Here is a 12,647-nt window from a genome sequence, read left to right as displayed (position 1 = left end):
TGCTATGGAAAAGACACTGCCCGTAAAACACCTATCAGCCCGAGTGCCTTGGCACGACAATAAATGGAACGGCACTTTTTGCTGTAATGTGCTAGACAACTCATTTTGCAGAATACTTCCTCGCATTGATGGTACAAAAGATGAAGCCAATGAAGAAGATGGAGAGCAAATCACCGATGATAATCCACCACCATGTATTGCTGAGAAAGGCACTTTTCTTTCTCCAAACGAATACACCCGTGATCTAAACCATGCTTGGAAAGATATTAACCCAATGTACAAGGAGTTTTTACCGGGCACATATCACCATAAGCCGTTCTCATTCAATGCAGTTCCTTTTCTATGGATGTTAAAGGCAAAGGGCAATCTTGATCCAAAAGAGCTAGAAAGAGACCGCAGCTTGTACCCCCATAAATCTACCAAAGCTGAATTATACGAACTAGATTATAAGCCTGAACTGGAGGAAGAAATAGATAGGAATCTTGGATTTAGTGGCAATACTTGGGTACAGCACGCACACAATCAAAAAGTACTTTTAGATGCATTCTTCCAATGCTTAAAGAAGGACAGCTCGTTGATTTTTTTTTACAGTAAACATACTCCGCTTTCCGAACCTAACGAACGCATCATTATAGGCGTAGCAAAAGTGCGCTCACATATTGGCCCCATTCTGGAATATAATTATCCGCAAGGCTACAAAGGACATAAAGGACATCCTTGGGATCGGTGCATAGAGCATACATTGACAACCAACAATGGCGAAGGTTTTCTCCTGCCATACCATGATTTGATTGAATACTCCCAAGAGCACGAAATAGACCTAACAGATTTCAAAGTAGTAGCTCCAAGTTTTGATCAATTTTCATTTGCCTCTGAATTAGTTGAACATGACACTGCTATTGACTCTCTGCTAAACATGGCAGAAGTCTTAAAGAAATCAGAGATCATACTTGAAAAGAGCTACCGTAAAGAATTGGCATGGATTGATGACGAAATAAGTAAAGTTTGGGATATGCGAGGAGCATTTCCTGGTATGGGTGCCGTGCTGAGTGCGTTAAAAATAGAATCTTCAAATTCGATTGCATGGGAAATTGAGAAATACATTCAGGATACTGATGGAGACTTATATCAAACCAATCCTTGGTTGATTTTTGAAGATAGTGTTGCAAACCCAAAAAGCCACATCAAAGAACGAGGTGAATCACTTTTCACAGCAACCATTAAGTCAATCTGGAAAACAACCCCCAAGAAGAAAAAAAGATTACTAGAATTACTGAGCAGAATCCAGTTAAACAATGATCAGGCAGCTGCTATATTGGAACACCAACAAGATTGGATTGGCACTACAGATGAAATTTTACAAAACCCCTATTTGCTCTATGAAAAGACTCGCTACAATTTCAAGGGACTTTTAAGCTTTAAACAGCTGGACAAAGCGTTGATGCCTCCGGCTAAAATCAAAGATGCTTTTCCAATTGAAGATCCTAGTAACATTGAATCTCAATTAGATGAAAGAAGGTTAAGAGCTTCCTTAATCTGGGTACTTGAAGAATCAGCAGAACAGGGTCATTCACTTTTGACAGTTGACGATGCTTTAGTTCGCTTGGAAGAAAAGTCATTGGACACTCCATTACCCATATCAAAAGATACACTCGATGCAATCTCTGAAGATGATTTCTATCAAACAGAACTTCTGTTCATTACGGAAGCTCAAATGTCATTTATTAAACTGCAAAGACTGGAAGAAATAAAGACAGTCATCAAACGGAAAATCAACAAAGAGCGAATTATTGGCCGTACTCATGATATTGAACATGATTGGCTGACATTAGTAAATGAATACCCGGACTTACCTCAGTTAGATAGTGATAGTCCAGAGTATGAATCAGAATTACTCGCAAGAAAAGAAAAAGCCGAAGCACTTAGAGTCTTATCCAATTACAGGTTTTCTGTGCTAATCGGCCCTGCTGGTTCTGGAAAGACCACCTTGCTGAAAATCTTTGAAAACGTACCTGAGATCAAAAGAGGAGGTGTTCTCAAACTGGCACCTACGGGTAAGGCTAGAGTTAAATTGGGTCATGACGCATTTACAATTGCTCAGTTCCTCTACCCTGAGCGATACGATTCTTATTACGGAATTTACTGGCTAAATCCTGATGCTCAAAAAGCATCCACGGCAAAGACGATAATCATTGATGAATCGTCAATGCTCACAGAAGAACAATTAGCAGCCGTATTTGACGCACTTGGTCCGGTTGATAGAATCATTTTAGTGGGTGACTACAGACAATTACCTCCAATTGGTACAGGAAGACCTTTCGTTGATATTGTGGATTTGTTCAAACCTGAATCATTCCCAGATCATCCTATTAAAGTTGGTGATGCGTATGCAGAACTGTGTCAAATATCAAGACAATCAAATGACAGCAGTGACCCTCGTCTTGATGTGCAGTTAAGTAAGTGCTTTGGGGATGAAGTAGCAAAAGAAGATATAGACCTTTTCCATGAACTTTCTTCTGGCGCTATTCAGAACAACCATATCAGACTTGAAAAATGGTACGAGAGTAAGGACTTCAAAGAACTATTTGAACAAGTACTAAAAGAAGAATTGGGTATTGAAGGAGAAGATGCCATTAAAGCCTTCAACAGAACCCTTGGGGCAGTTGATAGTGGTGACTTTCAATATTTCAACAATGGCTATTCTGAAAAGCAAATTGAAAATTGGCAGATTATTTCACCCGTCAATGGCTTTGGTTATGGAGTTAAGGAAGTCAATAAGTTTATCCAAACCAGCTATCGAAAGAACTTCATAGACCTTGCCCATAAAAAAGGGAAAAAGCGAATAGCAAAACCCAAAGGTGCAGACAACATGGTCTATGGCGATAAGGTAATTAACCTGAATAATTCCAGATGGGAAGACTGGCAATGGATCAACCCATCAGATAAGAAAGGGTCAGCATTAAACTACATCGCAAATGGTGAAATTGGTGTTATTACAGGAAAATTCAGAGGCAATACTGACAATAGCAAAGGAGAACCACAAATAGAAATTGCATTTTCTACACAACCCGGTTACAGCTATGTCTATTGGCCTAACCAGTTTGGTGATGACTCATTAAAGAGCTACAAATTTGATTTAGCTTATGCCATCACTGTGCATAAAGCTCAAGGCAGTGGTTTTAAAAAGGTGTTTTTTGTCCTTCCATCGAAAGGTGCCATTCTCTCAAGGGAATTGCTTTACACGGCATTAACACGGCAAGAAGACAAGATTATCATACTTCACCAAGGAGAGTTTAGGGACTTCATTCGACTAGCAAGTACAGATGCTTCTGCAACCGCCAGAAGGTTTACCGATCTCTTTTTCCTCCCTGATGTAAAGCAGATAGATAAGAAATTCTATGATGCCCGATACATCAATGTTTCTGAAAGAGGTGAAAGAATGATTTCTAAAAACGAAGTAATCATTGCCAATTGCTTGAACAAATACAAGGATAGAATCTCCTATGCCTATGAAGACAAGCTAACGCTTGAAGGTAGTGGAAGAACCATCAAACCAGACTTTACCATTGAGAATCTTGATACAGGTAGAATCTTCTATTGGGAGCACCTTGGCATGTTGACAAAAGAGGAATACAGGGAAAAGTGGAACAAGAAACTACAAGGCTACTTGGATGACGGTTTTGTGTTGCACACAAAAGCCTCGTTCAATGATGACAAAGTGCTGATCCTAACCGAGGAAAACCCAAATGGTGGTATTGACAGCCAATATTTTGATCAATTAGTAAGAGAAGTGATTTTAGAAGAGTAACATAAAACTGAGTCTTAAATGACAGATAGAAACAGTATTAATAGAACAGAATCACTTTCGAAAGACGAACAAATGTGGTTTGAAAAATTGACCGCTAAGCGCACTAATGCTGTCAATGTATTACGTGATGAAGGTCTGATTAATGTCTTCGTGAGCCACATTGTTGATACTTATAGAGAATCCGCACATTTTTTATATGAGTTAATTCAAAACGCTGACGATGTTCAGGCCACTAAGGCTCGGTTTCAATTAAAGGATGATGGAATACTTTTTGTCCATAATGGCAAAATAAAATTCTCAATTACTGATCCTGATGTCGAAAGAAAAGCTGGGGTAACTCCAGGTCACATCAACGCAATCACCACATTTTCCCTATCCACGAAGAAAGAAGAAATTGAAAATAAGATCGGGAAATTTGGCATTGGCTTTAAGTCAGTTTTCCAGTATACAAATACTCCGTTTATTTATAACCCACCTTTTAATTTCAAAATTGAGGAGTTTATGATCCCTCAAGCAATTGAAAGTAATTCAAGCCTTTTAAAAGAAGGTGAATCTACAGCCTTTTGGCTTCCATTTAATAAAACCGACAAACTTGCTGAAGAAGCAATTAGAGAAATCTCAGACAAAATTGACAACTTCAATAACCCACTCCTGTTTCTACGAAATCTCACTTCTATTGAAATTAGTAGCAATGGGAGACAAAGAATATTTTCAAAGAATATCAAGGAAATTGACTCATTAGGCTTATCTAATATAAAGGTTAAAATAGTAGAATTAGATAAAGACAAAATCATTCGATTTGATAGAAGTGTATCTGTAACTGACAAAGAAGATAATAGCCATAACCTGCCAATTAACATAGCATTCGTAATTGACAAAAAAGGGAATATCTCAAGTGAAGAAAAGCACGAACATTACTTTCAAAATGCTTGGTGTTTTTTTCCTACTTATCAAAACACCAAGCTCAATTACATCATAAATGCTCCATTTATCCTAACACCAAATAGAGAAGCTTTAAAGGAAACAAGAAACGAAAACAAACAGCTACTCTTTGCATTGAGTGAGCTTGCTGAAACTGCTATCCAAGCCTTGAAAGCATTAGGGTACGTGAATGAACACTTTTTTACATCTCTTCCCATTCCAAATAATATACCAGCAGATTTCAGGATAATCGCACAAAAACTAATAAGCAAACTTCAAGCTGGTGAGTTTATCCCTTCACACGAAGGAGATCATATTGCAGTAGCCAATGCCTTTGTTTGTACCGAAACACTCCTTGCCGATTTATTATCATACAATGATTACACACCTCTCAGAAAGCTAACAGGTAAGCCTCAAGCACGTATTGTTTTTCGTGAACGTAAATTATTTGATGACCCAAGTCTCTTTGTATTCTTCTATCAGAATCTAAGTGCAACAAAGTCAGATTTACAATCGACTTGGCTCGGTGGTCAGTTCAACAAGTCTTTCCTTGAAGAAATGCCGGAAGAATTTGACATTCAATTCTTTCGCTACTTGAATGATAGATCGTCTTCCATTTTAGCAAAGAACCAACCTCTCTGGAAAAAGCAATTCATACCTGTTGAAAATGGTGATGATAACTATTTATTAGTTGCTCCTAATGATTCAAACGGCAATTCACAAGTTTTTATTGGAGGAAGAAAGGTCTCTGGCCGTTACACTGTGGCTGAATATTTATCAAAGGATCAAGAAATCAAAGATTTCCTCACACATATCCTCCACTTTAGGACACCAGATAATTTTGATGATTTCTTTTTTACCCTCGATAAATATAAGGAGCCAGATTCCCTAAATAGAGATGAAGTGTTCCAAGACATTTCTGAGATAATAAAATATTTCTTTGAAGAGAGCCAGCAACGGAAAGAGAAGCTTATTCAAAAACTGAAGAACCTTTCTTTCATTCCTACAATAACTGATGATGGTTCTTTAGATTTCTCCAATCCTTTTAAATCCCTTGTATACTTCCCTTCAAATGAACTCAAAGAGTACTTTTCGAAATCAAAAGAGCCAAAATCGTGGATAGATCTTGCCTTTAACAAAGGTCTATATACAAACGAGAAAATAAAGGATTTCTGCTCCCAGATAGACATTGAGATGAAACCATACTATTTCAATGACAAAGAAGAATTAGATGGACTTTCTGATTTTTTGGAAGACATTACCCTTTCTCAATCTGTTTACTTGAGTGATGTCTTATTCAGCAAATCAAGTGTAATAGATTTCACCAAAGACTTATCATTACTTAAAGAATCTGAATGGTTATTCAATTCCTCAGCCGTTAAAAGTCTACCTGCCACCATTTCATCAGGGGACTTACATGAAAAATATTCCACACTCTTCAATTCGATCCATATCTCTTTAGGTGCATTAGTTGACAAGAACGAGGAACGTTACTCAAAATTAAGCGATGTTGAGAAGAGCCTACTTGAGAGCTTGGCACCTGCATTAGAAAATTTATCGCCTGATGAAATCAAGGAAGCTTTAGCTGAGTTTTTGAAAAAGAAGAACAGTCAACAGAGTGCAAATCAAGAGTCAATCGAAAGTCAAAAAGATGGTAATGAAAGCTCTCCTGAAGGTCTAATCAATTCTTGGACAAGCGAGCCATTATCAAACATTAAAAACCGGTCAAACATTGATGAAAAGGATGGAAATACGTTTCCTAAAATTCCTAAATCCTCTGAATTTTGGAATGACGAATATTCAAATGTTGACAATGCACCAGATAATCCGGGCGGATTTGTGTCAGCTCCAGTAATTGGAAATAAATACAAGGAAGACCAGGAAAAAAGAAAAAGAGGCCAATTAGAAAAGGAGTTGGAATTAGAGTCAAAAAGAAATCAGTTAATTGAATTGGCCCATAAACTTGAACCCTATTCATTCGGATGGTTCAAGGCGTTATTAGAACTAGAAGACAATTTTACAGCAGAGGATCGTGTAAAAAAGAATCCTGTAAGGGTCGTATTTACAAAAGCTGAACTTGATGAAGATCACTTATTGGTATTAAGTGAAACACCCTTTATTCCTGCAAATATTGAAGACATTGGCGAAATTTCAATCCAACTTTTCTTTGATGATGAAAAAAGAACAATCAAAGGAGAAGTGGTCAGCCCTAAAAAAAGAACTTTAAAAATCAAGCTAAGTTCCCCTGAATCAGTTTCATCTATTGATCTCACAAAAGTTTCTCGTGCAATTGTTGAAGCATCTAGCCCAGACTTTATCTTGGAGAAGCTAAAAATTGCTTTCTCTCGATTACCATTTGAAGATACTGATAACTTAAAGAAGCCCAGTACCCTTCCCTCTGAGATCAAGTTTGTTTTTGGCCCTCCTGGCACAGGCAAGACTACATATCTTAGTTGGCTTATCGGTGGAAAAAATCCTACTCCGTTACTCTTTAATGGAACACCCATAACTCCATTAATAGAGGACGAATCAAAAAGAAATAAGGTATTAGTACTTACTCCAACCAATAAGGCAGCCGATGTTCTAGTTGAAAGAATATTAAAGAATTACGATAACACCAATGAATACCCGGACTGGCTTATCCGCTTTGGTCAAACATTAAGTTTAGAAAATGAACCTCTATTCGTTGGAGATAGAACACTTCAACCATGGGCATATGACCAATGCGCAATGGTCACCACAATTGCTCGCTTTCCATATGATAGATTTAAAATTGAGAGAAAAGACTTAGATGCTGACGAATGGTTTATTAAAGACTTCAACTGGGATTACATAATTTTTGATGAAGCCTCTATGATTCATCAATCAGCAATTCTATATACAATTCTATATGCTTACCAAATAAATCCTAATGTGAAATTCTTTATTGGTGGTGATCCTTTTCAAATTCCTCCAATTATACAGTTTGAGTTTCCTCATTGGAGCTTTTTGCCAGAACCTGCATTCGATAATCAGGGCAAGCCAATCACCGATGAACAAGGGACTCAAATTGAATGGAAGCAAGATGGCGGTAACATTTATGCATTCACTGGATTGATGTCTGACGATAGTTTTAAAAGTCCAAAACCTGAACCACATAAGTTCGAAATTCACAATTTGACAACTCAGTTCAGAAGTTTACCAGCTATTGGCTCTCTATTTAGCAATTACAGATACAATGGTTATCTCCAGCATCACAGAAATGAGGGGAACATTTCATTAACTCCAATTCTTGCCGAAAAACCAATTACTATCAAAGGATTAGACTTGAAGGCAATAAATATTATCCGCTTTCCAGTAAAAAGATATGAGGGTATATATAGATCCCGAGCTGTAAAGGGAAGTCCATATCAACTCTACTCGGCACTATTCACGGTTGAACTTATCAAATACATACAAGCAAATTGCTCGATTAATAATAATGTTCCTTATCGAATCGGTGTTATTAGCCCTTATGCAATCCAAAACAATATTGTCACCAAACTACTTGAAAAAATTAGTTCAGGGCCTTTGGAAATTATTACTGGAACTGTACATGGCTTTCAGGGTGATGAGTGTGATTTAGTCATAGTTATTTTGAATCCACCTCGCAATATTACTAGGAGTCCTCGTAGCTTTCTTAACAAGAAAAATATTTTGAATGTTGCCATAAGTAGAGCACGTGACAAAATGATTTTATTAACACCACATGATTCTGACAATGAAGTCAATGTTAATGATCTCCACCAAATCAAATGGATAGAACATCTATCAGGAACGCACAAAGATTGTAAAGATCACGTGCAGGGTTTTCTGGCCACAGATATTGAAAAGGCATTATGGAATAGCAGCACATACATTGAAGACAATTCCTTCCCTACAACTCATCAGAATGTAAACATATACAGAGATGCAGCTAAACGATATGAAATAAGATTTGATGAAAATGCCATCGATATTCAAGTAAGAGATTAAAAGAAATGATCATAGAACACCCTCCCACTCCCATGTGCTTCCAGTAGGTTCATTGCATTCGTTCGTACCTCACTCTTTTCATTCACCCACTTCCTGCACCACACAGCAAGAGCATTCCTTCATTCCTTTCCGTTGCACTCCAATCCATTCAGTCACGCACTTGCTTTTCCCAACGCACACCCCAACGCAGGTAAAGCGGTGTTCGTCAATCGTTCCGTTTTGTTCCGCAAAAACATATCTACAAGGGTGCAATAAACTCCCTTCGGTCGCCCTTGCATATACCGTTCACTTTCCAGTTGGTTTGCGCTCCAGTAGGTGCTCACCACCTGCCGTTCACTTGTTTTGCTTCACACACTTCTCTCAATCCTCACTTGCAGCTTTTTCATCCCCCCAAACCCCTTTATAGGTGTTCGCTATACTCACGATGCTTTTTATTGGGGGTCTGTCGCTGCATGTTGTTTTGCTCGCCTGCGGGTCGCTGCGGGCTGATCGGGCTGTCATGCTTTTTGCAGTTAGTCCAGTGCCTCCAGTAGCTTCATTTCAGTCTCTCGTGCCTCTTTCCTTTCATTCAGCCACTTTCAGCACCCCACACAAGAGTAGCTCATTCACTTCACTACACGAGCCGACACAGTTCCATTCCGCAATCCGTCTGTCATGCCTTCAATTAGTATTTACTGGATTGATTAAGATGTCGAATACTCCAACCCAAATAACAGACAGTAATTGCTCCATTCCACCCCTACAATCGTTTCGTTCCGTTCAATCGCTACCCTTGCCTTTCCCTACCCTAAAGCAAAAAATCACGCCAGCCCTGCCGTAAACGGTAGCTGTCTGCCGCCCTCATTCTTCGGGCTTTTGCAGCCACCACCCTTGCTCCACTCGCAGGCGGCTCGCATAAATGGCTACGCCTTAGTTTACCTGCGTTCACCCACGACTAGAATCCACATTCCAACACAGATTGACGATTGATTACTAATTGGTATAAAGTCCTTTTAAAAGACAGTTAAAAATACAGACCAATCAAAATAAAGAGAGCAGCAAAGTTAGGTGGGTTCGCACATGCCCACCGCACAACCGGATTGTCAAGGTCAAGCCCTACGGGTTTTGAAAAAAATCTCCACCCTACGGGTAGTATTTTTCCCAAAAACCTTGTCAACCGTGCCACACCCACCTTTTCAAGAGCTTTCTCTTTTCTTTTTTTCCCTTTTTTCTTTTCTCTTTTGAAAATGTCTGTGCGAAGCGCAGCGAGCATAATTCTAATGGCTTGCTATATGAAATCGTTTCGCTTGAAAACACACAGACCAGGAACCACCTACACCAAACCCCATTTCTTTATCCTGAATAAAGGATTGAACAGTGGAAAACCCCTTTGCACACCTTGCCCGAATTGCTTTGTATGTCTTTTGGAAAATGACGCAGATAGAGAGTTTCTGTATTGGCTTTGCTTCGGATTGTGGAGATCAAAATCCTTTCACTACTTTCTCCGTGGATCTGTAATCCCATTCATTACCATTCACGAAATGAGAAAACACCTGATTGAATCAGAATTGAAAGCCAGTAACAAAGTCCAGGCATTTGAAAAGGCAATTCAGGCACTCAGGTTATTAGAAATCCATGAAGAAAAAATCAAGGTCTCATTAAAGATGGTAGATACTGCAAGAAGAACAATTGTCTGCCAACTTCTTAATGACACAGGTGCAGGTTAAACTCCTGACATGCCAGTTTGTAACTACTTGATAAGCAAAAAGAAGCGTTCCAAAGCAACAGCACCAAGACCAACAACCTTGCACACTTCTTGGAGTATTTTAGATGCGAAAGGATAAAGCCGTATTGAGTCCGTGCCAAGTCCAAGCATTTGTTTAACTCCATAAAATCTAAAAAAGATGGGAAAAATTTCACAAGGTGTATTAGGCGGCTTCTCCGGCAAGGTCGGAAATGTCGTAGGTGGAACTTGGAAAGGCATTGACTATATGAGAATCAAGCCTGCCAATGTTGCCAACCCGAGAACAGAAGGTCAAGTTGACCAGCGTTCCAAATTCTCAACAGTCCTAAGGTTCTTGCAACCAATGACTGACTTCCTGAGAGTAGGTTACAAGTTGTATGCTAACAAGATGACGCAGTTCAATGCGGCCATGTCTTACAACCTGAACAACGCAATCACAGGAGCGTATCCAAACTTCATGATTGACTATGCAAGTGCATTGGTCACTCGTGGAAATCTCACAGGTGTAACAAACGGAGCGGCTTCTTCTCCAAGTGCAGCCAGTGTAGAAGTAACCTGGACTGACAATTCAGGAAGTGGTAGTGCTCAACCGACAGACAAAGCTCTGATCGTTCTTTTGAACACTACTAGACAAGAAGCAGTATTCACCACAGCTGGACCAAATAGAACGGCAGGTATTGATAACATTTCCGTGCCTTCTGAGTACACAGGTGAAGACGTTGAAGTGTTCTTAGGGTTTATCTCAGAAGATGGCACTAAGGTCGCTAACAGTTCTTATTTAGGCTCTGTAACAGTTGCGTAAAGCGATTGATGTTTTCCTTAAAAACCGCTTCCTTTGTGGAGCGGTTTTTTTATGTCCGCACCTTTCCTTTTTTCCTTTGATTATGCCTTATTTAGCTAGAAATAGGTATTTTTTGTTGCTAATTTGTATCTATTGCCACCTAACTACCTGATAATCAATACAAGTTACATTTTGTATCGGGAAGTAACTTGAAGCTAATAGCTGCTAGCTCCAAGCTTCTAGCAGCTTTTGGCTTGTAGCTAATAGCTTTGTTAATCGTTTTTTGACAACTTTAGAGGAACAGACGAGTAGAATGATCGTTTGAGTTAACTATGCAGTTTCTCATGACAGGAATCACAAACAGAAACTAACCACTTAATAGGCTCTTTTCCAATATTCCTTTTGGCATACTTCTTATGATGTACTTGAGTGGCTTTTGATCCACAATAGACACACGTCCAATTATCTCGTTTTAAAACTACATACCTCTTTCTTTTCCAATCGTCTGATTGAAGGTAAACATTCCTATAATAGTTACGTCTCCTGTTTCTCTTGATAATAAAAATCAACCTATCAAATAACCATTTTAAGACGGCAACTAATGAAATTAATATTAGTAATATTAAAGACTTTGAGTCCATACACTTATAATTTCACCTGACAATAAACAATTTTTAAGTTGAAGGCACAAAAAGCTCATTTAGAAATAATAGCTATGAATAGAGACATTAAATCTTTTCTTGGATTAAAAGGTAACGAATGGAGAGAACCAGATGGTAGTATTCCTGATATCTTAAGCTTTGGTGATTATTCCTCTATACCTACAAAATCAGGAGCATATATAATAGTTGCAACAGATGGAACCAAGTTCATATACCCAAGAGGACGGTCTAGCGTTATTTATATTGGCAAAGCTAAAAACTTAAAGAGAAGACTTACTAATCATTATAAAAGTTCAAGAGGTATGAGTACAATGTCTCTTGAGCAACGTCTTGAATTATGGTATTATCAGCGTTATCAATACATCAAAGAATTTGGAGGATCACTACATTGGTATACCACAAGAGGAAGGCAAACACCAGAAAGTTTAGAACGTGAGCTTTTAGCCTATTTTTATGACAGGTATTATTCTCTTCCGGTAGGAAATGGAGCATTTCCTAAGTTTCATTAATTTGAATTTCAATCACTTATGGAGTAATACTTATCTTAGTTACTGTATTGGAAAGCAGAAAAGGTTTCATTTAACACGAAATGGTGGATCATACCGAAACTCAATAACTCGGTAGTGTAATCTAAACTCTGTCTGGTGATGTCCTAGCTCAATGATCAGCGCCCCACCAAAGGGCTAGCTGATCAAATCGAGCGGCAATCGTTCTCCAAATTTAATGGCTAATTGTTGTACTGTCAAACCCCAGTTGTGT

General features: G+C 38.6%; 8 protein-coding genes. 5 read left to right on the top strand and 3 right to left on the bottom strand.

Features of this window, described 5'->3' with window-relative positions; translation table 11 throughout:
• Positions 1-4: 4 nt before the first annotated feature.
• Complete coding sequence (locus RIB54_RS15295; RefSeq protein ID WP_350101708.1) at positions 5-3,808, top strand: AAA family ATPase; 3,804 nt, start codon at positions 5-7, stop codon at positions 3,806-3,808.
• A gap of 18 nt (positions 3,809-3,826) precedes the next feature.
• Entirely contained in the window at positions 3,827-8,722 is a 4,896-nt protein-coding gene (locus RIB54_RS15290; RefSeq protein ID WP_350101707.1) for an AAA domain-containing protein, read from the top strand.
• A 360-nt stretch (positions 8,723-9,082) separates the two neighbouring features.
• Here RIB54_RS15290 and RIB54_RS15285 read toward each other — a convergent pair whose 3' ends face one another.
• Positions 9,083-9,223, bottom strand: a complete 141-nt coding sequence (locus RIB54_RS15285) for a hypothetical protein (protein ID WP_350101706.1) — start codon at positions 9,221-9,223, stop codon at positions 9,083-9,085.
• A gap of 502 nt (positions 9,224-9,725) precedes the next feature.
• A complete protein-coding gene (locus RIB54_RS15280; RefSeq protein ID WP_350101705.1) occupies positions 9,726-9,974 on the bottom strand; it encodes a hypothetical protein in 249 nt (82 codons plus the stop codon).
• Positions 9,975-9,993: 19 nt separating this feature from the next.
• Between RIB54_RS15280 and RIB54_RS15275 the strand changes: the two genes are divergently transcribed.
• Both RIB54_RS15275 and RIB54_RS15270 read left to right on the top strand, forming a co-directional pair.
• The gene (locus RIB54_RS15275) at positions 9,994-10,428 is read left to right on the top strand and encodes a DUF6943 family protein (RefSeq protein WP_350101704.1); all 435 of its coding nucleotides are present in this window, start codon (positions 9,994-9,996) and stop codon (positions 10,426-10,428) included.
• Positions 10,429-10,605: 177 nt separating this feature from the next.
• Positions 10,606-11,247, top strand: coding sequence for a DUF6266 family protein (locus RIB54_RS15270; protein ID WP_350101703.1), 642 nt, complete (start codon positions 10,606-10,608; stop codon positions 11,245-11,247).
• Positions 11,248-11,552: 305 nt separating this feature from the next.
• Here RIB54_RS15270 and RIB54_RS15265 read toward each other — a convergent pair whose 3' ends face one another.
• A complete protein-coding gene (locus RIB54_RS15265) occupies positions 11,553-11,867 on the bottom strand; it encodes an HNH endonuclease (RefSeq protein ID WP_350101702.1) in 315 nt (104 codons plus the stop codon).
• 74 nt (positions 11,868-11,941) lie between these two features.
• Between RIB54_RS15265 and RIB54_RS15260 the strand changes: the two genes are divergently transcribed.
• Positions 11,942-12,397, top strand: coding sequence for a GIY-YIG nuclease family protein (locus RIB54_RS15260; protein ID WP_350101701.1), 456 nt, complete (start codon positions 11,942-11,944; stop codon positions 12,395-12,397).
• The last annotated feature ends 250 nt before the right edge of the window (positions 12,398-12,647 follow it).

The sequence above is a fragment of the Fulvivirga sp. genome, from assembly GCF_040218215.1.
Lineage (GTDB): Bacteria > Bacteroidota > Bacteroidia > Cytophagales > Cyclobacteriaceae > Fulvivirga.
This window is presented reverse-complemented; position numbering and strand designations above follow the sequence as displayed.

What these genes read in the sequence shown, in the direction of transcription:
- RIB54_RS15260 (WP_350101701.1), top strand. Translation starts at nt 11,942, where the DNA reads ATGAATAGAGACATTAAATCTTTTCTTGGATTAAAAGGTAACGAATGG.
- RIB54_RS15290 (WP_350101707.1), top strand. Translation starts at nt 3,827, where the DNA reads ATGACAGATAGAAACAGTATTAATAGAACAGAATCACTTTCGAAAGAC.
- RIB54_RS15295 (WP_350101708.1), top strand. Translation starts at nt 5, where the DNA reads ATGGAAAAGACACTGCCCGTAAAACACCTATCAGCCCGAGTGCCTTGG.
- RIB54_RS15275 (WP_350101704.1), top strand. Translation starts at nt 9,994, where the DNA reads ATGAAATCGTTTCGCTTGAAAACACACAGACCAGGAACCACCTACACC.
- RIB54_RS15280 (WP_350101705.1), bottom strand. Translation starts at nt 9,974, where the DNA reads ATGCTCGCTGCGCTTCGCACAGACATTTTCAAAAGAGAAAAGAAAAAA.
- RIB54_RS15270 (WP_350101703.1), top strand. Translation starts at nt 10,606, where the DNA reads ATGGGAAAAATTTCACAAGGTGTATTAGGCGGCTTCTCCGGCAAGGTC.
- RIB54_RS15285 (WP_350101706.1), bottom strand. Translation starts at nt 9,223, where the DNA reads ATGACAGCCCGATCAGCCCGCAGCGACCCGCAGGCGAGCAAAACAACA.
- RIB54_RS15265 (WP_350101702.1), bottom strand. Translation starts at nt 11,867, where the DNA reads ATGGACTCAAAGTCTTTAATATTACTAATATTAATTTCATTAGTTGCC.